At 61.8% G+C, this 22,533-nt stretch carries 18 protein-coding genes; 10 read left to right on the forward strand and 8 right to left on the reverse strand.

Features of this window, described 5'->3' with window-relative positions; genetic code table 11:
• The first annotated feature begins 589 nt into the window (after positions 1–589).
• The 7 genes from P0D96_RS41450 (at position 590) to P0D96_RS41480 (ending at position 6,101) form a co-directional block, all read left to right on the forward strand.
• Positions 590–1,579 carry a CobW family GTP-binding protein gene (locus tag P0D96_RS41450; RefSeq protein WP_408319662.1) on the forward strand — a complete coding sequence of 330 codons (990 nt, stop codon included), beginning with the start codon at positions 590–592 and terminating at the stop codon, positions 1,577–1,579.
• Between the two features lie 24 nt (positions 1,580–1,603).
• A complete protein-coding gene (locus P0D96_RS41455) occupies positions 1,604–2,107 on the forward strand; it encodes a DUF1097 domain-containing protein (protein WP_408179762.1) in 504 nt (167 codons plus the stop codon).
• 25 nt (positions 2,108–2,132) lie between these two features.
• Complete coding sequence (gene nthB / locus P0D96_RS41460) at positions 2,133–2,876, forward strand: nitrile hydratase subunit beta (protein ID WP_408179761.1); 744 nt, start codon at positions 2,133–2,135, stop codon at positions 2,874–2,876.
• A 33-nt stretch (positions 2,877–2,909) separates the two neighbouring features.
• A complete protein-coding gene (nthA, locus tag P0D96_RS41465) occupies positions 2,910–3,551 on the forward strand; it encodes a nitrile hydratase subunit alpha (protein ID WP_408319664.1) in 642 nt (213 codons plus the stop codon).
• 68 nt (positions 3,552–3,619) lie between these two features.
• On the forward strand, positions 3,620–3,901 hold the full coding sequence (locus P0D96_RS41470; RefSeq protein WP_243658404.1) for a nitrile hydratase accessory protein: 282 nt from the start codon (positions 3,620–3,622) through the stop codon (positions 3,899–3,901).
• A gap of 84 nt (positions 3,902–3,985) precedes the next feature.
• A complete protein-coding gene (locus P0D96_RS41475) occupies positions 3,986–5,041 on the forward strand; it encodes a HoxN/HupN/NixA family nickel/cobalt transporter (RefSeq protein WP_132379814.1) in 1,056 nt (351 codons plus the stop codon).
• Positions 5,042–5,096: 55 nt separating this feature from the next.
• Positions 5,097–6,101, forward strand: a complete 1,005-nt coding sequence (locus P0D96_RS41480) for a GlxA family transcriptional regulator (RefSeq protein WP_408179758.1) — start codon at positions 5,097–5,099, stop codon at positions 6,099–6,101.
• Positions 6,102–6,214: 113 nt separating this feature from the next.
• Here the strand turns inward: P0D96_RS41480 and P0D96_RS41485 are convergent, their stop codons facing one another.
• Both P0D96_RS41485 and P0D96_RS41490 read right to left on the reverse strand, forming a co-directional pair.
• The gene (locus tag P0D96_RS41485; RefSeq protein WP_408319667.1) at positions 6,215–6,613 is read right to left on the reverse strand and encodes a DUF3331 domain-containing protein; all 399 of its coding nucleotides are present in this window, start codon (positions 6,611–6,613) and stop codon (positions 6,215–6,217) included.
• Between the two features lie 538 nt (positions 6,614–7,151).
• Positions 7,152–7,832 carry a response regulator transcription factor gene (locus tag P0D96_RS41490; protein WP_132381217.1) on the reverse strand — a complete coding sequence of 227 codons (681 nt, stop codon included), beginning with the start codon at positions 7,830–7,832 and terminating at the stop codon, positions 7,152–7,154.
• 231 nt (positions 7,833–8,063) lie between these two features.
• Between P0D96_RS41490 and P0D96_RS41495 the strand changes: the two genes are divergently transcribed.
• The 3 genes from P0D96_RS41495 to P0D96_RS41505 all read left to right on the forward strand — a co-directional run bounded on the left by P0D96_RS41495 (position 8,064) and on the right by P0D96_RS41505 (position 15,064).
• On the forward strand, positions 8,064–13,658 hold the full coding sequence (locus P0D96_RS41495) for a trifunctional serine/threonine-protein kinase/ATP-binding protein/sensor histidine kinase (protein ID WP_408319669.1): 5,595 nt from the start codon (positions 8,064–8,066) through the stop codon (positions 13,656–13,658).
• 208 nt (positions 13,659–13,866) lie between these two features.
• Positions 13,867–14,235 (forward strand): response regulator transcription factor, encoded by a 369-nt coding sequence (locus P0D96_RS41500; protein WP_408319671.1) that lies wholly within the window; start codon positions 13,867–13,869, stop codon positions 14,233–14,235.
• 253 nt (positions 14,236–14,488) lie between these two features.
• Positions 14,489–15,064, forward strand: coding sequence for a hypothetical protein (locus P0D96_RS41505; protein ID WP_408319672.1), 576 nt, complete (start codon positions 14,489–14,491; stop codon positions 15,062–15,064).
• Between the two features lie 150 nt (positions 15,065–15,214).
• Here P0D96_RS41505 and P0D96_RS41510 read toward each other — a convergent pair whose 3' ends face one another.
• The 6 genes from P0D96_RS41510 to P0D96_RS41535 all read right to left on the reverse strand — a co-directional run bounded on the left by P0D96_RS41510 (position 15,215) and on the right by P0D96_RS41535 (position 22,520).
• Entirely contained in the window at positions 15,215–16,852 is a 1,638-nt protein-coding gene (locus P0D96_RS41510) for a gamma-glutamyltransferase family protein (RefSeq protein WP_408319673.1), read from the reverse strand.
• A gap of 63 nt (positions 16,853–16,915) precedes the next feature.
• Positions 16,916–17,812, reverse strand: a complete 897-nt coding sequence (locus tag P0D96_RS41515; RefSeq protein ID WP_408319674.1) for an ABC transporter permease — start codon at positions 17,810–17,812, stop codon at positions 16,916–16,918.
• Complete coding sequence (locus P0D96_RS41520) at positions 17,812–18,756, reverse strand: ABC transporter permease (protein ID WP_132379805.1); 945 nt, start codon at positions 18,754–18,756, stop codon at positions 17,812–17,814. The genes P0D96_RS41515 and P0D96_RS41520 overlap by 1 nt, the downstream gene beginning before the upstream one ends.
• 6 nt (positions 18,757–18,762) lie before the next feature.
• The gene (locus tag P0D96_RS41525; RefSeq protein WP_408319675.1) at positions 18,763–20,265 is read right to left on the reverse strand and encodes an ABC transporter substrate-binding protein; all 1,503 of its coding nucleotides are present in this window, start codon (positions 20,263–20,265) and stop codon (positions 18,763–18,765) included.
• Between the two features lie 102 nt (positions 20,266–20,367).
• Positions 20,368–21,501, reverse strand: a complete 1,134-nt coding sequence (locus tag P0D96_RS41530; RefSeq protein ID WP_408319676.1) for an ABC transporter ATP-binding protein — start codon at positions 21,499–21,501, stop codon at positions 20,368–20,370.
• A complete protein-coding gene (locus tag P0D96_RS41535) occupies positions 21,498–22,520 on the reverse strand; it encodes an ABC transporter ATP-binding protein (RefSeq protein WP_408179751.1) in 1,023 nt (340 codons plus the stop codon). The genes P0D96_RS41530 and P0D96_RS41535 overlap by 4 nt, the downstream gene beginning before the upstream one ends.
• Positions 22,521–22,533 lie beyond the last annotated feature (13 nt).

Below are 22,533 nucleotides of genomic sequence, written 5' to 3' on the forward strand. Positions count from 1 at the left end.
AATGTTCTGTGCGGCAGTCTTGTTTGTCATTCTGGCGTTACTCGCAAACTATGGTCGGTACCGTTGGATATCGAAGGCATCAGCAGTCGCCATTGAACGTATAGCTGGTGGGCAATGCATTAAGGTGCCGCCTGAGACATCGCACGTGGGTCAATGTACGGGGAACTCGGAAGTGGGAAGTAATAGCTTATCCGCGGGATGCGCGTTATGGCTTCACCGAAAATCACTTGTTTATTTACTTTCAGTGAAAACTGACATCGCCTTCTGAAAGCGGAACAGCCGTAGGCACTGCCCGTTACTCCTGAATCCGCGCTCATTAGCGTTTTCCAGAGTCGTCATCGCCACCGCAGCGCATAGCTACGGAACATTCCGCACCGTCGCAGGGCATCGAATATCACGCCTGCACCAGCGCTTGGCATCGGATTCATGCCGCCTGATCGCACCATGGTGTCCTCAATGTCCGCCTCGGACAAAAACAGCCACATTTCCCGTGCATTCGGGACAAGCTGATTTCCTGCACAGACGGATGACGGCGACAGGCCTGGTACTCGCTCTATTGAGTCAGTCTCGATCAGCAACGGACTCTGCCATGACTCGCACGCCCACACCGCTCAAGCTTCCCGTCACTGTCATCTCCGGGTTTCTCGGCTCGGGTAAGACCACCCTCGTCAATCAGTTGCTGCAGCAACGGGCGCCGGGATCAATCGGCGTGGTCGTCAACGAGTTCGGCGAAGTCGGCATCGACGGACAATTGATCGTCGCCGAAGAACAGGCGCTGGTCGAAATCAATAACGGCTGCGTGTGCTGCACGGTACGCGCCGACCTCGTCGATAGTGTGAAAGCGCTGCTGGCGCGTTCGCAGACCGGCGCGGCACCCATGCAGCGCCTGATCGTCGAGACATCCGGACTCGCCGATCCGGCACCGGTCCTGCAAACGTTCCTCGCCGATCCCGACCTACGCGAAGCCGTGGATCTCGAATCGGTCGTCACTGTGGTCGACGCACTGCATCTGCGCCGGCAACTCGATGACGACATTGCGCGCGAGCAGGTGGCGTTCGCCGACGTCATTCTGATCAACAAGCTCGACCTGATCACGGAAGACGAGCTAGTCGCCGTCCAACGAACGATCCGTTCTTTGAATCCAACCGCCGCCATCATCACCTCGACCCGCTCGCAAATCCGCGCGGACGCTCTGCTGGGTGTGCGCCGCTTCTCGCTCCCCACGCTGCTCGCGATCGAGCCCGATCTGCTCGACGAAGGCGCTCACGACCACGAACACGACGTGTCGATCCAATCGTGCGCGCTGGCCGAAAAGGGCGACCTCGATGCCGCGCGCTTTAACCGTTGGATTAACGAACTCGTACAGCAGCAAGGCCAGCAACTGATGCGCATGAAAGGCGTCCTCAACTTTCACGCCGAAGCGCGACAGTTCCATTTCCATAGCGTGCATATGTTGCTGGAAGCCAAACCCGGACGCGCATGGCAGAAGGACGAGCCGCGCGAGAACAAGTTCGTGTTCATCGGCCGCAATCTGGATTTTCCACGACTACGCGAATCGTTTCTCAGCTGTATCCACTAGCCAACTTATCTCGAGGAGTCTGCAATGAAAAAGACTGATGCGCTTACCGTCAGTATCGGCGTGCTCGCCGTCGTCGACACCTACGTCACGGCAACGGTGTTTCCAGTCCCCGTCTGGGTCACGTTTATCGCGTGGGCATCGTTCTTCGTGGTCGGCGGCGGTCCGCGCGGCTTCGTGCAAAGCGTCGCGTCGAATCTCACCGGCCTCGTCATCGCGTCGCTCTCGCTGATGGCGATCGCCAATAGCGGCACGGCCCCGCTCGCCGCAGCGATCTGCGTCGGCGTCGGAAGTGCGGCGATGGTGCAGGTGTCGAAACTGAAGCTGCTGAATGTGCTGCCCGCCGTCGTGTGGGGCTTCGCTTCGACGGTCGGCACCACAGTCGCCACCGGTAAGGCGATTACCACGGTCGGTATCCAGAACCCCGCGTTGGTGGCTGCCGCCGCGCTCGTTACCGGCGCCGTCTTCGGCATCGTCTCCGAAGCGTTCGGCGAAGCACTAAGCCACAAGGCTCAGCCTCAACTCAACTGACCACCCACTTCAGGAATCGCACGTCATGAAACTACAGCACAGCCTTGGCGGGCTCGAAAACCTCGGACCCGTCAATGTCGAGACACGGGTTTTCGTCGAGCCGTGGGAGAAGCGTATTTTCGGCATTCATACGGTGATGATGGCGGAAAGCACGCATCTGTCGGACGCATTGCCAAAGTACCCGGTGGCAACGCTGCCTACCACGTTCAGGAATACGTGGACCTGGGCGTCGCTGCGCACCGGCGCCGAAGGCATGCAGCCGTTCGAATACTTCAAATACCGGTACTACGAAAAGTGGCTGATGGGGATTTCGCAATTCTTCATCGATCAGGGTTATGTATCGGCCGACGAGCTCGCGCAGAAGACCGCGCATTACCGCGCCCAGCCCGATGCGCCGTTGCCCGCGCAGCCGAATCCGGCCATTGCCTCGCAGATCAACGACTACCTTGCAAAAGGCGATTCGGGGCTGAATGCACTGACGCAGACGCCGCGCTTCGAACCCGGTGCCCAGGTGTGCATCGCCGATCCGGCCGCCGTCGATCACACGCGTTTGCCGGGCTACCTGCGCAACAAGCGCGGTGTGATCGACTTCGTCTATCCGGGTGCCTACTCCTACTTCGTATCGACCGGGCCCGACGGCATCGGCGAGCCGATGCCCGTCTATCGCGTTGCATTCAAGGCCGAGGACATCTGGGGCAAGGAAAAGAGCGAGCCAAACACGACGATCTACGCCGACCTATACGAAGCGTATCTCGATGCATCGAACTGAATCTCTACACCCATCACCTGGTATGGAACCAACATGAGCGAACTTTTCAAATACGACGACGAGCGCGAGGCCGCGAGCGCGGCCAAGGTACGGGCGCTCGAAGCGCTTCTGATCGAGAAAGGAGTGCTGGGCAGCGACTCGGTCGATACCGTGCTGGCTCATTTCGAAACGATGGCTGGCCCGTTCAATGGCGCGAAAATTGTGGCGCGCGCGTGGATCGACCCAGCGTTCAGAGAACGCCTTGTCGAAGACACGCCGAAGGCGATTGCGGAAATGGACTTCCCGGCCGGGATGGAAGGCGCGGAAGGCGAACACATGGCCGCAGTCGCCAACGGCGACGGCGTTCACAACCTCATCATCTGCACGCTCTGCTCCTGCTATCCCTGGCCTGTGCTGGGTCTGCCGCCCTATTGGTACAAGGACCCGGTGTTTCGCGCGCGCGGCGTGCGCGAACCGCGCGCCGTGCTGAAGGAGTTCGGCGTGCCGGTTTCGGACGAGACAGAAGTCAAGGTATGGGACAGCAGCGCGCAAATCCGCTGGTTCGTCATCCCGGAGCGGCCCGCGGGCACTGAAGGCATGAGCGAAGCGGAACTGGCCGCGCTCGTGACACCCGAAGCGATGATGGGTGTGGCGCTGGTGCCCTCGCCTGACACATCGCCTCGGTCGGCGGTCTGATCATGTTTACCCGGTTCGAGGAATATGCCGCCTCCAGCATGCTTGGACATCCGGACTCTCCGCCGCGCATGCAAGGCAAACTTCTGTTCGACAAGCCATGGGAGCGGCAGGTATTCGGGCTCGCGCTTTCGCTGTCGAAGGCGGGGCACTTCGAGTGGGAAGACTTCCGCCAGAATCTCATCGAGTCGATCGCGGAATGGGAAGACGGATACTGCGCGGGGCAGCCACCGTGGGACTACTACGAGCGCTTTCTGCTCGCCCTCGAAAAGACCGTGACGCAGGCTGGGGTGCTGTCGGCCACAGACATGGCGTCGCTGAATCTGCGCGCATTGCGTCCGTCCAGCGACTGAGCCGTGCCCTTGCTTCCGGCGTTCAGACAAGGGCGCGAGAACGCTCGCCATATCGCGTAACGAAGTTTCATCAGGATATCTATCATGCTCAAGCAACTGTCCAATGTACTTACCGGATCCGATCCTCAGGTCCAGCGCAAGCTCTTCGGCATTTACGGCCTGCTGTTGGTGACTAATGCCGCCGCGTGGATCTGGGCGTTCGTGTCGTTCTGGGACCACCCGGTCCTGCTTGGCACCGCGTTGATCGCCTACGGATTGGGCTTGCGCCATGCGGTCGATGCCGATCACATTGCCGCGATCGACAACGTGACCCGCAAGCTGATGCAGGAAAAAAGGCGCCCTGTCGCCGTGGGCTTTTTCTTCTCGCTCGGTCACTCGACCATCATCGTCATCGCCTCGCTCGCGGTCGTGGCGGTCGCAAGCGTGTTGAGCACGCGCTTTGCCCAATACAAGGAATTGGGCGGCCTGATCAGCACGTCGGTGTCGACAGTCTTTCTGTTCGCAATAGCGTTCCTGAACCTGCTGATTCTGAAAGCGATCTTCCAGGCATGGCGCCACGTTCGCGCAGGCGGCGCCTACGTCGACGACGACTTCGACATGTTGCTAGCCGATCGCGGCTTTCTCGCGCGGATTTTTCGCCCGATGTTTCGGCTAGTCACGCGCAGTTGGCACATGTTCCCGCTTGGCTTTCTGTTCGGACTGGGTTTCGACACCGCGACTGAGGTGAGCTTGCTCGGCATGTCCGCGTCGCAGGCTTCCCACGGCATTTCGCCATGGGCGGTCATGGTGTTCCCGGCGCTCTTCAGCGCGGGAATGTCGCTGGTGGATACGCTCGATGGTCACCTGATGCTCGGGGCCTACGGCTGGGCCTATCTCAAGCCGATTCGTAAGATCTACTACAACATGACGATCACACTGGTGTCGGTCGCGGTCGCGCTGCTGGTCGGCACGATCGAGGCCCTGGGCCTGATTTCTGACCACTTGAAGCTCGAAGGCAAGCTGTGGGATGCTATCGGGACGCTGAACGACAACTTCGGCACGCTGGGCTACATCATCATCGGCATCTTCGCCGCGAGCTGGCTCGTATCGATGGTGCTTTACCGAACCCGGCGCTTCGACGAACTCGAGGCGAGCCGCTAGGCGAGCGCATGCGGCATGCGTCGCGCCAGCCTCGGCTCCATTTTGACTGACCCCTATGCGCAAGATCACCGTCGGAATGGTGCTGTTCCCCGGATTCCAGCTGCTCGATATCGCGGGGCCCAAGGACGCCTTTGCGGAGGTCCGCATCCTCAGTCAGGGGGCCTGCGAATACGAAATGCTGACGATCGGCACGACGCGCGGTAGTGTGCTGTCTTCCAGCGGGCTCACGGTAATGCCGGACCGGACCATCTTCGATCCGTGTCCGCATTTCGACACGGTGATCGTGCCCGGCGGCCTCGGCGTATTCGAAGTACTCGAAGACTCGACGCTCAGCGAATGGCTCGCGAAGCAGCACAAGAGCACGAGGCGGATCGCCGCCATCTGCAACGGCGTTTTTGCTTTCGGCGCCGCCGGCATGATCGATAACCGTACGGTCACGACCCACTGGATGGACGCCACGCGTCTTTCGTCAATGTTTCCGAAGGCGAAGGTCGAACCCGACCAGATCTACGTAAAAGATAGCGGCCTCTACACGACCGCAGGCGTAACCGCCGGCATCGATCTCGCGCTGGTCATGATCGAAGAAGACTTCGGCAAGCAAATGGCGCTCGACGTCGCAAAGTATCTGATCGTATATGTGCGCCGCGCGGGCGGCCAATCGCAATTCAGCCCCCTGTTGGAAACCCAGGCCGCCAGCGATTCCCAGATCCAGTCAATTCAGCAGTACCTGCTCGATAACCTTCATCTGAATCACACGACCACGTCGCTTGCGCGCCGCCTCAAAATGAGTCCGCGCAATCTGTCCCGCATCTTCACCAAAGAATGCGGCGTCAGTCTCATCGCATTCCTCAACGACGCGCGCATCGATGCGGCGCGCCGCTACCTCGAAAGCACCCGCCACCCGATCGGCGAAATCGCGAAGCGTTGCGGCTTTGAGAGCGCGGATACGCTTCGGCGTACGTTTAGCCGCAGGCTTCAGATCAGTCCCGCCGAATACCGGCAACGCTTTCGCTCCGGCGATCCCGTGAACGACGGGGCTGCTGCTCTGCGTCACCGATGACGAAAGCGATAGCTAACCGTGCCAATTGCGCGTGATCGTCGAGACGCTTCCGGTTTCAAGTTGAACTGTTTGTCGCCAAACCCTGGCGCGCACTCTGCGACGGCCAGCGCGTCTCAGCCACGTGTGCTGGCCTTGCGCAGCTCGCTGGCCAGAATCACTGCTTCGCTGTTGAGTGGTTTGAACGATCCGCGGATTCGGGGACGGTAGACCGGGTCGCCCTTGCGGATGCGCTCGCCAGACAGGGCGCAACGCGCCGCCGCGGGAGCGAAGCATAGTGCCCAGATTTGCTCCTCGTAGTTGCAACGCGTCGGGTCGTGCCAGCGCAATGCGAAGAGCGAATTGGACAGTTCCTCCACGATCGTCACAGTATAGGTACGCACGTCGCCGCCCTCCGATTTACGCGAATTGAGCGGCTCACCCCCCAAGCGGGAGCGACCGCACAGGTCCGAGGACTCCGCATCGGGTCTGGCGGAGAAAAAGATTGGCCGATGGCTGCGAGCGTCGTCGTCCACGGGTTCCGAACCTCGGGCGCTGAAGTAACCCGGTCCGGCCGAGGCGATGAGGGATGTTCACGATCGTTTGCGATCCTTAGCAAAGAGTGAGGCAGCGGCCGAGCAACTCCCGACTTTGCGGCTACTGGATGCATATGGCGGAGAAGTCGACGGTACGGCGATATATGGTCCTCCCTAGCCACGGCACGAACGTGTACTCGCCGTAGGAGTTGCTCCCGATATGGATCCAGCTACGTAGAACATATGACACGATGATTCCTTGGGGACGTTAAGAAGCGAACCGGTCGGGCGGCCATCCGAAAGCGCCATGGGGTCGTCGGGCCGAACTGCGAGCTTTGCGCTGCAAGGAGAGCAAGCGTGCCGCGATAAGAGAAGGGTAGATTTAGCCGGAGGGCGAGTCTACTCTACGGTTGGATATACCGATGCCGCATTAGCGTAACCGGCTTATACGGACGTATAAGTGCGGTAAGGAGATTTCACCGAGCTTGCCGCGTCAAGCGAATCTCCTGTTGAGCGGCAAACGCGGGCAGATCCGCGCTCAGCACTGACGGCCGTCGGGCAGACAGGGCTTGATACCAAGCGATTCGGCCTTGCGCACGAGGTCCGGCATAGAGCGTGCGTTCATTTTTCGCATGACCTGTCCACGGTGCACCTTGACCGTGATTTCGCTCAAGTTCATCTCAGAGGCAATCTGCTTGTTCAGCAGGCCGGACAAGACAAAGCCCATCACCTCTTTCTCGCGCGGCGAAAGAGACTGGTACGCAGCGCGTAGACCGGCTAACGCGGCTTCCGCAGCGAGCCGTTCGCTGTCTCGCGCCAAGGCGTGGGCAACTGCGTCGAGCATGTCCTGGTCTTTGAATGGCTTCGCAAAAAAATCAAGCGCGCCAGCCTTCATTGCCTTCACCCCCATCTCGATGTCTCCATGACCGGTCATGAAGACGACGGGAATACGCATGCCGCTATTGACGATTTCCTGGTGAAAAGCCATGCCGCTTTTCCCGCGGAGTCGCACGTCGAGGATGAGGCAGCTCGGTCCCGCGGAATGAGGAAACTGGAGAAATTCGTCCGGCGACTCGAACGTTTCGACGCGCAAGCCTACCGAGCGCAAAAGCAGGTCAAGGGCCAGACGGATTCCTTTGTCGTCATCGACGACGTAGATGACGGACGCGTCGGTTGTTTCGGATTTGTCCGTCGTTCGGCGGGTCGGTCTAGTAGTCATCTTGACACCTTGGGAAGCCGGAATGCGGTCGCACCCCTCTGGCATGGACCCATTTTCAACTTGCCAATGCTTTTGCGTCTCATTGGCAACCGAGTAAACTAATTGTAAATCGTTGCAGTCGTCACGTGATTATTTTGGATGAGGTCAACGTCCGTGCAGGCCTGGACCTCATTCAACAGCGGAATGCAACGTGCAGGTGTCGGGCCGGGTCGCGGCAGACAAGGGGGGACAATGATTGTCGCGAATTGTCAGACCATTGATCGGGTCTACGTGACAGCGGGCTCGGACCTCTACCGTGCCCGACGCTTGACAGATGGGCGGCCGGTGCTCCTGAAGCTCCTTCCCGAACACGCCGGCGCAGTCCAGTCCGCTCGTTTCAAGCGCGAATATCTGCTCCTTCAAAGGTTGAACATCGCTGGCGTTGCCAAGCCGCTTACCCTGATCGATGACCGCGGACGCCTGGTGTCGGTTATGGAAGACTTCTCGGGCGAATCGCTCGAGACTATTTTGTGGCACGGCCCGCGCCCGGACCTGCCTCGCTGCCTCGCTATCGCCCATCACCTGGCCGATGCATTGGCGGGCGTCGATACCGCCCACGTCATCCATCGAGATCTGCGGCCGGCCAATATTCTGGTCGCGCCAGACACTGGCCATGTTCTGCTGGTGGATTTCAGCCTCGCGACGACCCAGGAACACACCGTCTCGCCAGAGGACATTGTCGTATCCGTGGGCGAGTGGGCGTATATGTCCCCCGAACAAACCGGCCGCATGAATCGGCCGGTTGATTACCGGACCGATTGCTATTCGATGGGCGTGTTGCTCTATCGCATGCTGACCGGTCAGTTGCCGTTCCAGGCAAGCGATCCGCTGGAATGGACGCATTGCCACATCGCCCGTATGCCACCGCCGCCGTGCGATATCGCGCCCGCGGTGCCGCAACCGGTGTCCGACATCGTGATGAAGCTGTTGGCCAAACTACCGGAGGATCGTTATCAAAGCATGCGTGGCGTGCAAGCCGATCTTGACCGCTGTCTGGCGCAATGGCGCGCCTCCGGCCGGATCGAGCCGTTCCGGCTCGGCACGGACGATCTATCGGATCGCTTCCAGATTCCACACAGACTGTACGGGCGCGATCAGGAATTGAATGCGCTCCTCGGTGTATTCGAACTTATGGCGGCCACCGGCCGGGCGGCGCTTGCCACCGTATCTGGGTACTCGGGCATCGGCAAGTCGTCGCTCGTCGACACCTTGCGCAAGCCGATTGTCACGAAGCATGGCTACTTCATTTCAGGCAAGTTCGATCAGTACCAGCGAGACATTCCGTATGCCACCCTTACGCAAGCGTTTGGCGAGTTGGTGCAGCAACTGCTGGCCGAAAGTGCAGCACGCATCGCCGGCTGGCGACAACAACTGCAGGCTGCGGTCGGGGTCAATGGCCAACTTATTCTCGATGTGCTGCCCAAAGTCGAGTTGATCATCGGCACCCAAGCTCCGGTACCGGCGCTGCCCCCGGCGGAGGCGCAAACCCGGTTCCGCCTGGTCTTCCGGCAATTCGTGACCGTGTTCACGAGCAAGGCACATCCGCTAGTCCTCTTCCTGGACGATCTGCAGTGGATCGACGCCGCCAGCCTGGCGCTCGTCGAACACCTGCTCACCCACCCAGACACCTGTTATCTGATGCTAATCGGCGCCTATCGCGACAACGAAGTGAGCCGAGCGCATCCGCTTATGAAGAGCCTCGATGCGATCCATCACAGCGGCACGCCGGTGATCGACATCCAGCTCGCGCCGTTGTCCGCCGCGCATCTGAATCAGTTGGTCGCCGATACGCTGCATGCGCCACACGCGTCCTGCGGGCCGCTCACACACCTCATTTGCGAACGCACCGAGAGCAACCCGTTCTTCTTTATCCAATTCCTGGATGCGCTACACAAGGAGGGGTTGCTGCGGCGTGATGCACAGGTTCAGGCATGGCAGTGGGACCTGGATCAGATCAAAGCGAAAGACTTCGCCGACAACGTCGTCGATCTGATGTTGCGCAAGTTGCGGCAACTGCCGATCCCGGCACAGGAAGCGCTGCAGCTGGCCGCTTGCCTCGGCAACAAGTTCGACCTGCGGATTCTCGCGCTGGTCAGCGGCCAGGCCGAACTCGAGCAGCAACTTGCGCCTGCCGTGCGCGAGAATTTGATTCTGCGCACCCATGGCAGCGGTAAGTTCCTGCACGACCGGATCCAGCAAGCGGCTTACTCACTGGTTCCCGAAGAGCGCCGCAGTGAAGTACACCTGCGCATCGGTCGCGTGCTCCTCTCGAACATGACGGCCGACGAGCTCGCCGATCATCTGTTCGATGTGGCAAACCAGTTCAATCGGGGCGCCGCGCTGATCAAGGCGCCTGAAGAATGCGAGCGTGTCGCTGAACTCAATCTCAGCGCCGGCATGCGTGCCAAGGCAGCGACGGCCTACGCATCGGCACTGGCCTATTTCACTGCCGGAGACGCACTGGTGACACAGGATGGTACGAACCGGCACGATGCGCTCACGTTCTCGCTCGGCTTTCAGCGTGCCGAATGCGAATTCCTGAACAGCTACCTGACGTCGGCGGAACAACGGCTGTCGATGCTTTCAAACCGCGCCGCAAACCTCATCGACAAGGCCGCCGTCGCGTGCCTGCGCATGGCCCTTTATATGAACGCGGGACAAGCCGACCGCGCCGTTGAAGTGAGCCTCGAATATCTCCGTGCCGTCGGCGTCACGTGGTCGCCGCACCCGCGGAAAGATGAGGTGCAGCAGGAGTACAAACAACTGTGGCAACGGATGGGCAGCCGCTCGATCGAGCAGCTCCTCGAATTGCCTCTGATGACCGATCCCGTGTGCCGTGCCACCCTGGACGTGCTAACAGCCGTCCAGCCGCCCGCCCATGCCACCGACATGAACCTGTATTGCCTCGTCGCCGGTCGCATGGCGAATCTGAGCCTCGAGCATGGCAATAGCGATGGATCGGGATTCGCCTACGTCATGCTCGGCATGACCCTCGGGCCGCAATTCGGTGATTACGAGGCTGGATTCCGGTTCGGCAAGCTCGGCGTCGATCTCGTCGAGAAGCACAGGATGGATCGCTTCAAAGCTCGCGTCTACGCCGGCTTTGGCGCCTTCATCGTGCCCTGGACGGCGCACATACGTTCGGGTCGAGCCATACTGCGGCTCGCCTTCGACACGGCCAACCAAACTGGCGACCTTACGTTTTCGGGCTATTGCGGCAACAACCTGATCACCAATCTTCTGGCTGCCGGAGACCCACTCGGCGATGTGCAACGAGAAGCCGAAAGTGGCCTCGAGTTCGCACGCAAAATGCGGTTCGAATTCGTCGCCGACGTCATGACTGCACAACTCAGGCTGATCAATGGACTCCGTGGTCTGACGCCCGAATTCGGCTCCTTCAACGATGCCGCGTTCGACGAAGACCGGTTCGAGCAGCATTTGGCCGCAGATCCAGGGCTGGCACTTGTCGCTTGCTGGTATTGGATTCGCAAGTTGCAAGCGCGTTTCCATGCAGCTGACTACGCTTGCGCCATCGCGGCGGCATCGAATGCTGAACCGTTGCTGTGGGCGTCGCCATTCTGCTTCGAGGTGGCGGAATATCATTTCTATGGCGCGCTGGCGCGCGCAGCACACTGCGATTCGGTATCGGCTGACGAACGACCCAGGCATCTGGAGGCGCTGTCCGCTCACCAGAGGCAGCTCGAGACGTGGGCGAACAATTGCCCCGAGAATTTCACGAACCGCGCCGCGCTGATAGCCGCGGAGATTGCCCGACTCGAGAGGCACGACTCCGACGCCATGCGGCTTTACGAACAGGCCATTCGTTCGGCACGCGAGCACCACTTCGTCCATAACGAGGCAATCGCTTATGAGCGCGCATCGGCGTTCTACCGGACGCGTGGATTCGAGACAATTGCCGACACATACATGCGAAAGGCGCGCGACTGCTTTGCGCGCTGGGGCGCCGACGGTAAGGTCAGACAGATCGACGCGCGCGCGCCGCAACTGCGCGAAGAGCCGGCTTCATCGGCGGTCACTGCATTCGGTAATGTCGAGCAACTGGATCTGCTATCGGTCACCAAGGCCTCCCAGGCCATCTCTGGCCAGATCGTGCTCGAGGATCTCGTCGACACGCTGATGCACATCCTGCTTGAAAATGCCGGGGCGCAGACCTGCCATTTGCTGCTCGCACGCAACGAGAGCCTGGTCCTCGCGGCGGAAGCGAGCGTCGAGCAGCAGACGATCCAGGTACGGCGGCATCTGGGCCGGGCGCGGCCCGCACAGGCGTTGCCGGAATCGTCCGTACGCGAATCGGTGCTGCCCGCGTCCATCATCAATTACGTGCGCCGCTGCCAGGAGCGGGTATTGCTGACGGATGCGATGCAATCGAATCCCTTTGCGGCAGACGACTACTTTGCCCGCCGGCGACCGAAGTCGGTGTTATGCCTGCCGATCATGCGGCGCTCTGCGTTGATCGGCCTGTTGTATCTGGAGAACAACCTGGCCACGCATGCTTTCCCTCCCGAACGCGTGACCGTGCTGGAACTGCTGGCCTCGCAGGCTGCGATCTCGCTGGAGAACGCGCTGCTCTACGCCGACCTGCAACGCGAGAACAGCGAGCGCAAGCTGGCCGAGGAGGAGCTACGCCTGCGCGAAGCACGCATCCGGCGGCTGGTCGAATCGAACATCATCGGAGTGTTCTTCTGGAACGTGGCCGGTATCGCAACCGACGCGAACGACGCGTTTCTCCGGATCGTAGGTTATTCGCGACAAGATCTGCTGTCCGGCCATGTCCAATGGGCCACCATGACACCTCCGGAATATCGCGCCGCCGATGCGCGGGCGATTGACGACCTACGGCAGCGCGGGAGTTCCCCGCCCTATGAGAAGGAATATATCCGCAAGGACGGCAGTCGCATCCCGGTTCTGGTCGGCGGCGCGCTAATCGAGGGCTCGGAGGAAAACGGCGTGGCGTTCGTGCTCGACCTGACCGAACAGAAGGAGGCCGAGGCGGAACTCGCAGCGCGGCGGACCGCGGCCAAACAGGCAGAGGAGCAGTTGCAAGCGTTGCAGGTGGAACTGGCTCATGCAACTCGCGTAACAACGCTTGGGGAACTGAGTGCATCCATCGCCCACGAAGTCGGCCAGCCGCTCGGCGCGATCGTGACTAGTGGCGAAGCCTGCCTGCGATGGCTCGGCCGCGGGGAGCCGCAGCCGGAAGAGGTGCGGGCCTGTGTGCAGCATATGATCGGCGAAGGTAGGCGCGCGAGTGAAATTGTCCGGCGTATCCGCACGCTCACCAGGAAGGCTGCCCCGCGGAAGACGCAGCTGGAACTCAACGATGTGATCAATGACGTCGTGGCCCTGGTTCAGCGCGAAGTCTTGAATCATCGCGTTTCGTTGCGCCTCGAGCTTGACTCCGGGCTGCCTCCGTTGCTCGGCGATCGGGTCCAGCTTCAGCAGGTGCTCATCAATCTGGTCATAAACGGTATCCAGGCGATGGCTGACATCGGCGGCGACTCACGTGAACTCCGGGTCGAGTCCCATCGGGATAGCGATGGGCACGTCGTGGTCGCCGTACAGGATTCTGGCCCGGGGATCGATCCGGAAAGCGCAAATCGGCTGTTCGACGCTTTCTTCACCACGAAGGCCGAAGGAATGGGCATGGGGTTGTCGATCTGCCGTTCGATCATCGAAGCCCACGGAGGACAAGTGTGGGCGTCCAACAATGCCGGGCACGGGGCCATTTTCCAGTTCAGCCTGCCTTCGATTAGCGAAGCGTCCTGAAGGGCAATCCGGCGTGATAAACAGGACAATAATTGGTAATGGTCGGGAGCACGATCGAGACGCATCCGGATCGACGCTACGCTTATGACCCGTTTATACATTCGTATCATTTCCGTGCTGCGGCTTCCGAGCTACGATTGATTTGAGTCGCATGCCACACGATTTCGTCTGGCACGCTCCGCTTTCAGTGTGTCGAGGCCCGTCGCTTGTGTCTTCTCAAATTGTTTCCATCGTCGACGACGATGAGGGTGCCCGGGTGGCGACCGCGAGTCTGGTTCGTTCGCTAGGGTGGCAGGCACGCGTGTTTGCATCGGCGGAAGAATTTCTGGAGTCGGGGTCAATCGGCGAAACGTCATTCCTGATTTCGGATATACGGATGCCGGGCTTGTCCGGAATCGAACTGCACGACCATCTTCTGGCCCTCGGGTACGCCATTCCGATCATTTTCACCTCGGGATTCCCGACTGACGCCGTTGAGGCCAAAATCCAGGCCAGAGGTGCGCCCCCTTTCCTCGAGAAGCCCGTTGACGCCATCACTGTCGAGCGATTGCTCAATCTTGCGCTGGGTCGGCCATAGCGCGTTCGCAGTTCGTCAGGAGATTGCCGTCGCGCCGGGCCACGCAATCCGGTCGCTCACAGCTTCAGTTCCCCCTGCTTCGTCAGGACGGTTTTCTTCGCCTTCAGCCATCACGCGAGTTATACGCGGGTATGAGATTCCTATCTACATGCACCGGCGTTCGAACCGTTCGTAGAATGGTTTCGTGTGGCTCGCACCTGTACATTGTTTTCAAGGCCAGTGTGCAAGCACGATACACCTGGCATGGTCAGTCTTGTTTATCACCAGTTCGTTCGATCAATACGCGAACTTAAATCCGGTTTCTCGACGATTGACGCTCACGGTTTGTCTCGCGGCCTGGGCCGTGGATCTGCTGCGCGCATCGCGGCCCATGCTGTCAGCCGGTGGTGGCCGCCGCACTTGCGGCATATCTGAAGGAGGAGCAACCGATGATGACCGTCGTGCTTATCTACATGTCCGGCTTCCTCGTCGTCGTGGCCACTTTGCTTGTCGCAATGATCAAGACCACCGCGCATCCAAATCGTTGAAACGAGGAAATGTCGTATCTATCCGCCGCCGTTATTCGCATCTGCGTGATTTGACCACGCACATGTTCGATGTTGTGGAGGTTGTCATGTTCATCCAGTCCAACCAGATAGCACTGCCTTTTTCGTTCGAACTCGACCTGTGCGCATGGGCAAACGCCGTGTACGAAGAAGCCGTCGGAGAAGGTTTCATTCGCGTGCCTTGGGAGCCGGACGATGCGATCGTGCGGCGATTGCAGGCTTACTTCCACAGTGGCCTGTCGCCTGCCGAAGCTGCGAGCGCGTGTTTCTGTCTAAACCACTGATGATCGCGCCTGACGCTGAGCCTGAGATCGCCCGTCTGTCCCGCCCGATCAAATCGCACACGGGTGCGTGGCATCTTTGAGCCCGAGCCTCACAAGCGGCGGGTCGCGACCTGCGAGGCTCAGGCATCTTGTACGGCACGGCTGCCAGGATCAGAACCCGGCGGCCAGCCCGTCGCGCCGGGTGTCACTCGCAGCGACATAGCCGCGCTCGGGGTCGTTGCGATCGAGCTTCCAGATGAACTGGCCGGAGCCGAAGTCCATATACGGATCGTCGACCGACTTGATCGTGTGGCCGAGACCCACGAGTGCACGCACCGTGTCCTCATCGAGCGTTGCTTCGACGTCAACCGTGAAGTCGCGATTGACCTTCCAGCGCGGCGCGTCGCACGCGGCCTGCGGCTGCTGGCCGTAGTCGAGCATGCGCACGATCGATTGCAGATGTCCTTGCGGCTGCATGTCGCCGCCCATCACGCCGAAACTCATCACCGCTTCCTGGCGGCCGTCGACCCGCTGGGTCAGGAAAGCAGGGATGATCGTATGGAACGGTCGCTTGCCGCCCTCGACCACGTTCGCCGACTTCGGATCCATCGAGAACCCATAGCCGCGGTTCTGCAGCGAAATGCCGGCGTCCGGCACGACGATGCCCGAGCCGAAGCCCATGTAGTTCGACTGAATGAAGCTCACCATCATGCCGCGCTCGTCGGCCACCGACATGTAGATCGTGCCGCCCGCCTTCGGCATGCCGAAATCGAACTGCGTGGCACGCTTCGGGTCGATTAACTTCGCGCGCGACTTCAGGTACGCGTCGTCGAGCATCTGTTCGGGTGTGACCTCCATCGAGCGCGGATCGGCGACGTACTGGTAGACGTCGGCGAACGCGAGCTTCATCGCTTCGATCTGCAGGTGCTGCGATTCGATGCCGTCAATCCGCAGCGCGCCCACGTCGAACTGTTCGAGAATGCCGAGCGCGATCAGTGCGGCAATGCCCTGGCCGTTCGGCGGAATTTCGTGCACCGTGTGGCCGCGATAGTCCTTGCTGATCGGCTCGACCCAGTCGACGCGATAGTTGCGCAGATCGTCCATCGTGAGCGCGCCGCCGCCCTGGCGCGAAAACGCGGCGATCTGTTCGGCGATCTCGCCTTCGTAATACGCGCGCGGGCCCTGTTCGGCCAACTTGCGCAGCGTCTTCGCGTGCCCGGGGAAGCGCACCAGTTCACTCACTTCCGGCGCGCGGCCACGTGGCATGAACGTCTCGGCGAAGCCCGGCTGGTCCTTCAGTTCCGGCACAGCGGCCGCCCACTTGTACGCAACGACGCTCGCCACCGCATGGCCGCGCTCGGCGATTTCGATCGCCGGCTCCATCAGGTCGGCGAACGGCAGCGTGCCGAACTTCCGATGCAGCGCCTCCCAGCCGGCGATTACGCCCGGCACCGTCACGGCATCCCAGCCGCGCTTGGGGTGCTTCGCGAGACCGTTTTCCTCACCGTACTTACGCTTGAAGTAATCGACGTTCCACGCGGCGGGCGACACGCCCGACGCGTTCAGCCCATGCAGCTTCGCGCCGTCCCAGACGAGCGCGAACGCGTCACTGCCGAGCCCGCACGAAACCGGCTCGACGACCGTGATCGCCGCCGCCGCGGCAATCGCCGCATCGACGGCGTTGCCGCCTTTCCACAACATCCGCAAGCCGGCTTGTGCGGCAAGCGGGTGGGACGTCGAAACGATGTTGCGCGCGAACACGGGCAAACGGGGTGTTGGATACGGGTTTTGCCAATTGAAACGTGTCATTGAAAAACTCAAACGAGAGTAATGAGGGGGCCGTCGGCCCATTGAGGCGGTGACGGACTCGGGTTACGACTCGCGCGGATCGAGCGCATCGCGCAGGCCGTCGCCGAGCAGGTTGAAACCGAGCACGGCCAGAAAGATCGCGATGCCCGGGAAAATCGACATCCACGGCGCCTGACTGACAAAATCCTTCGCGGTGTTGAGCATCGAACCCCACGACGGCGCTGGCGGCAGTTGGCCGAGCCCGAGAAACGACAGGCTCGCTTCGGCGATGATCGCAGTCGCGATCGTCAGGCTTGCCTGCACGATGATCGGCGGTAACACGTTCGGCAGGATGTACCGCACGATGATCCGCGCGTGGCCGAGGCCGATTGCCCGCGCGCCTTCGACGTATTCCTCGGCCTTCACGGTGATCGCCTGGCCGCGCGTCAGCCGGACGAAGCGCGGCATCGCGGAGATGCCGATCGCGGCCATTGCGTTGGTCAGGCTCGGTCCGAGGAACGCGGCGAGCGCGATGGCGAGGATCAGGAACGGAATCGACAGCAACGCATCGGCGATTCGCGAGATCACTCCGTCGACGAGCTTGCCGAAATAGCCGGCCACCAAGCCGAGCGGCACGCCGATCACGACCGCGATGCCGACCGACACGACGCCCGCCAGCAGCGACGCGCGCGCGCCCCACAGCAGACGGCTCAGCACGTCACGGCCGAGTTCGTCGGTGCCGAACCAGTGCACGGCCGAAGGCGCCTGCCGCACGGTCATGAAGCTGGCCTGCACCGGGTCGTAATGTGAGAGCCACGGCGCGAATATCGCCATCAGGACGATGAGCAGCACGAGCGCCGCGCCGAACACGGCGGCGCGATTGCGCATGAACTTCGCGATTCCGCGGCGCTTGCGGCGCGGCAGTACGGTCGTCTGCGACGCAGCGGCCGACGCGTGAACGGGGTTGGCGGAAGTAGCCATCAGCTGCGTCTCAGTCGGGGATTGAGGAGGACGTACAGCACGTCGGCGCACAGGTTCACGACGATGAAGCACAGCGCGGTGACGAGCACGACACCCTGCACGACCGCGTAGTCGCGATTGAACACGGCATCGACAATGAGCTTGCCGAAGCCGGGGATCGTGAAAACCTGCTCGGTCAGCACCGCACCCGCGAGCAGTTCGCCGAACAGCAGCGCGAGCACCGTGACAATAGGAACCAGCGCGTTGCGAAAAGCGTGCTTGACGACGACGGTGCCGCGCAGCAGCCCCTTGGCACGCGCGGTCCGAATATAGTCGGTGCGCAGCACGCTCAGCATCGCGCTGCGCGTGTGGCGCATCAATTGCGCGCCGAGCGAGGCGCCGAGCACGAACGCGGGCATCAACATGGTCTTGATGCTGAGCCAGAAGTCTTCGGCCGGCGACACGTAGCCGGACGACGGCAGCAGGTGCCAGCGCACCGAGACGATGAAGATCAGCATGATCCCGAGCCAGAAGTTCGGGATCGACATGCCGGACAGCGCGAAGATGTTCGCGCCGTAATCGAGCGCGCCGCCGCGGCTTGCAGCGGAGATGACGCCGGCCGGAATGCCGATGCCGATCGCGAAGATCATCGCCATCGCCGCAAGCTGCAGTGTGACCGGCAGCTTCTGCGCGATCAGCGACGTCACCGGCACGTCGGTGCGCAGCGACGCGCCGAGATCGCCATGCACGACGTCGCGAACCCACAGTGCGTACTGCGTCGGCACCGGTTCGTCGAGGTGGTACTTGACGCGCAACGACGCGATCAACTGTGGATCCTGATCTTCCCCGGCCATGGCCATCACCGGATCGCCGGGCAGCAGCTTCTGCAGGCCAAAGATCAGCATCGACACGAGAATCAGCGTCGGAATGGCGACCAGCACGCGATTTGCAATGATCTGCAGCATGATCGCTCAGCCCTTGACACTGACGCCGCGTAGGCGGATCAGGCCGTCGGGATAAGGCGTGAAGCCTTGCACCTTCTTCGACAGTTCGAACGGCCACGGCTGGCTGTAGACGTAGATGATCGGATCGTCGTCGGCGAGCAGCCTGGACGCCGCGTCGTACTGCGTTTTGCGGTCCGCGGCGGTCAGCTTCACGCGCGCGGCGTCGAGCAGCTGGTCGACTTCGGCGTTGCAGTAATGCGCGTAATTGAGGTTGCCGGCGCACGTGTTGAACTGATGCAGGTTGCCGTCCGGATCAACACGGCCCGACCAGCCGAGGTACATCGCCTCGAAGTCGCCGCTGTGCGCGGCATTGAGCTCGGTCGCATAGTCGGTCGGCCGCAGCTTCAGGTTAAAGCCGGCTTCGCCGACCATCGCCTGCATCATCTGCACGATCTGGCTCGACACCGTGTTGTTCGGGTAAGTGAACTCGATGTCGACGTGCTCGTGGCCCGCCGCCTTCAGCAACGCCTTCGCCTTCGCGACGTCGCGATGCGTCATCGGCAGCGACGCGTTGTAGTACGGGCTCGACTTCGGCACCGCCTGATTCGCCGGCGCGAAGATGCCCGCGCCGATCACCTGGTTGATCGCGTCACGGTCGATCGCGAGTTCGAACGCCTGCCGCACGCGCTTGTCTTTCAGCAGCGCGTTGCTGCGCTTGCCGTTGCCGATGTTGAACGTAACGTAGTAATAGCCGAAGCCGCTGACCGGCGCGAACTTGTAGCTCGCGTCGCTCTTGACCGACGCGACATCGGACGGCGCGAGGCGCTCAAGCATGTCGAGCGAACCCGAACGCAGGTTTGCGAGGCGCACGGTGCTGTCCGGAATCGGCAGGAAGATCACGCGCTGGACCGGGTATTTGTCGGCGTCCCAGTAGCCCGGGAATTTCTCTAGCACGACGCGATCGTTCTGCACGCGCTGAACGAACTTGTACGGGCCCGAACACACAGGATGCGCGGCGACGCCAGCCGGATCGGCCAGCGTCTTAGGCGCGAGCATCATGCCGGCGCGGTCGGTCAGCGTCGCGAGCAGCGCGGCGTCTGGCTGCTTCAACACGATTGCGACCGTGTAGTCGTCGATCACGTCGACGTGATCGACCGACGCAAGTTCGCTCTTGCGGTTGCTCGTCGGCAACGTGCGGTCGCGGTCCAGGTTCGCCTTGACGGCGGCCGCATTGAACGGCTCGTCGTCCTGGAACTTCACCCCTTGACGCAGCTTGAACGTAAGCGTCTTGCCGTCGGCGCTCGTCGTCCACGACGTCGCCAGCATCGGCACGATCTTCAGGTCGGGCGTGATATCGACCAGCGCGTTGCACAGCGACGCAAATACGATCCGGTCGACGAGCTGCACGCTGCGTGCGGGGTCGAGCGAACCGATGTCGTCCTGCAAGCCGATCCGTATCGTCTGGCTGGTCTGGGCCATCGCGCCGGTGGCGCTGAGTGCGAGCGCCGCGGCAATCAACATTCTTCGCATGAGGACTTCCCTTTGTTTTCCAATTCACAAAACGGTTTGGTGAGCGGGCAGCGCAGCGGCGGTAGCTCGATTCTTCACCCGATTTTCATCTCGACCACCGGCTCAATCGACGCCGCCCGCGGCCAGCATCGTCTGGCGGTCGCGGTAGATCGCGAGCCGCTCGATCAATTTCGGGCTGACGCTCGTGGCCAGCGGTGCGCCGCCGCCGGCGTTCTGGATCTCGCGCCAGAAGTGGCATGCGACCTGCCGTCCGTCATCGAGCCGTTCGCTGATCGGCCGCGCTTGCGCGCAGTGCGGCTTCGCATGCGGACAGCGCGTATGGAAACGGCAACCGGAAGGCGGCGCGGTCGGACTCGGCAGATCGCCGGACAACGCAGGCTTTGCACGCCGCTCGTGCGGGCTGCTCGCCGGAATCGCGCGCAGCAGCGCTTGCGTGTACGGATGCAGCGGCGCGTCGAACAGTGCATCGACTTCAGCGAGCTCGACGATCTCGCCGAGATACATCACGGCGACGCGGTCGCTCATGTGGCGAATCACCGCGAGGTCGTGCGCGACCATGATCAGCGTGAGGCCGAGATCCTGTTTCAGTGTTTCGAGAAGATTGATCACCTGCGCCTGCACCGAGACGTCGAGCGCCGACACCGGCTCGTCGCCGACGATCAGCTTCGGCTCGCCGGCCAATGCGCGCGCAATCCCGATCCGTTGTCGCTGGCCGCCGGAGAATTCGTGCGGGAAACGGTCCGCGTAGGCCGGTTGCAGGCCAACCGTGCGCAGCAGTTGCGCGACGCGCTCGCGATGCTCGGCGCCGTTGCGCGCGAGCCCGTGCAGCGCGATCGGCTCGCCGACGATCTGGCCGATCGTCATGCCCGGATTCAGCGACGCGAACGGATCCTGAAAGATGATCTGCATTTCGCGGCGCAGCCGCCGCAGCGGCGCGCCTTGCTGATGCGTGATGTCGTTGCCTTGATAGAAGACGCGGCCGTCCGTCGAGTCGATCAAACGGAGCAGCAGGCGGCCCAGTGTGGACTTGCCGCAGCCCGATTCGCCGACGATCGCAAACGTCTCGCCGGGGTCGACCGCAAACGACACGTCGTTGACTGCATAGACGGTTGGCGAGCGTGTGAAGAGATGCCGCGTACCGCCAAAATGCTTCGTCAGCGCGCGCGCCTCGATGATCGGCGTCTGCGAATTCGAGGCCGGGTGTGCGTGCGGCGTCGGTGTATTGGGCGTCGTCATGCAATTTCCTTTCGCAACAGCGGCGCGGCAACCTGTTCGACCGGAGCGAGCCAGCACGCGACGCGATGCACACCGGCTATCACCTTGTCGGGCGGCGCGGCGTCGATGCAGCGTTGCTCGGCGAAGGGGCAGCGCGGCGCGAAGCGACAGCCGTTCGGCATCAACTCGGGCGACGGCACCGAACCGCGGATCGTCGCGAGCGCGCCTTCGCGCTTACCGACCGACGGAATCGCGCCCATCAGGCCGATCGTGTAGGGATGCTGCGGGTCGTCGAACAGATCGGCAACGGTGCCGTATTCGACGATGCGGCCCGCGTACATCACCGCGACGTGGTCGGCGACTTCAGCGACGACGCCGAGATCGTGCGTGATCAACACCATCGCGGTGCCGGTCTCGGCTTGCAGATTTTTCACGAGCGCCAGCACCTGCGCCTGGATCGTCACGTCGAGCGCGGTCGTCGGCTCGTCGGCGATCAACAGGCGCGGGCGGTTCGCGAGCGCCATCGCAATCATCACGCGTTGGCGCATACCGCCGGAGAGCTGATGCGGGTACGCATCGAGCCGGGTTTCCGGCGCCGGGATCCGCACGAGCCGCAGCATTTCGAGCGCCTGCTCGCGCGCCTGCCCGCGCTCGACATCGCGATGTCGCCGGATGCTTTCGGCGATCTGGTCGCCGACCGTGAACGCCGGGTTCAGCGACGTCATCGGCTCCTGAAAGATCATCGACAGCCGGTTGCCGCGAATATCAGCCAGTTCGCGCTCGGTTAGCGAGAACAGGTCCTTGCCTTCGAAATGCGCGGTGCCGGCGACGCGTTGTGCAGGCGGGCTCGCGAGCAGACCCATCAGCGCGAGCGACGTCACGCTCTTGCCACAACCCGATTCACCGACGATGCATAGTGTCTCGCCAGTGCCGACTGAGAACGACACGTCGTGGACGAGGTTCGGTACCTCGGCAGCGCGCGAGAACTTCAACGAAAAGCCGCGCACCTCCAGAACCGGTCGGCGGGCGGCATCGGTCATGCTGGGAAACTCC

The organism is Paraburkholderia sp. RL17-347-BIC-D, assembly GCF_046027915.1.
Classification (GTDB): domain Bacteria; phylum Pseudomonadota; class Gammaproteobacteria; order Burkholderiales; family Burkholderiaceae; genus Paraburkholderia.